Origin of the sequence: Phenylobacterium sp. Root700, assembly GCF_001429025.1 — a bacterium.
Lineage (GTDB): Bacteria > Pseudomonadota > Alphaproteobacteria > Caulobacterales > Caulobacteraceae > Phenylobacterium.
The window spans coordinates 47,396-47,630 of record NZ_LMHT01000012.1; the positions used below are offsets into that span (position 1 = coordinate 47,396).

The window sequence follows — 235 nt, forward strand, 5'->3', positions numbered from 1 at the left end:
CGGCTCGACCTGGGCGGTGTTGACCACCGCGCCGACCCCCGTGGTCACGCCGCAGCCGATGTAGCAGGCCTTATCGAAGGGGGCGTCGGGGCGGATCTTGGCCAGCGCGATCTCGGGCAGCACCGTGTGGTTGGCGAAGGTCGAGCAGCCCATGTAGTGGTGGATCGTCTGACCCTTGTACGAGAACCGGCTGGTGCCGTCCGGCATCAGGCCCTTGCCCTGGGTTCCACGGATC

At 67.7% G+C, this 235-nt stretch carries 1 pseudogene; it reads right to left on the reverse strand.

Features of this window, described 5'->3' with window-relative positions:
* Positions 1–235 (reverse strand): annotated as a pseudogene (locus ASE02_RS07750) (S-(hydroxymethyl)glutathione dehydrogenase); the annotation flags it as partial.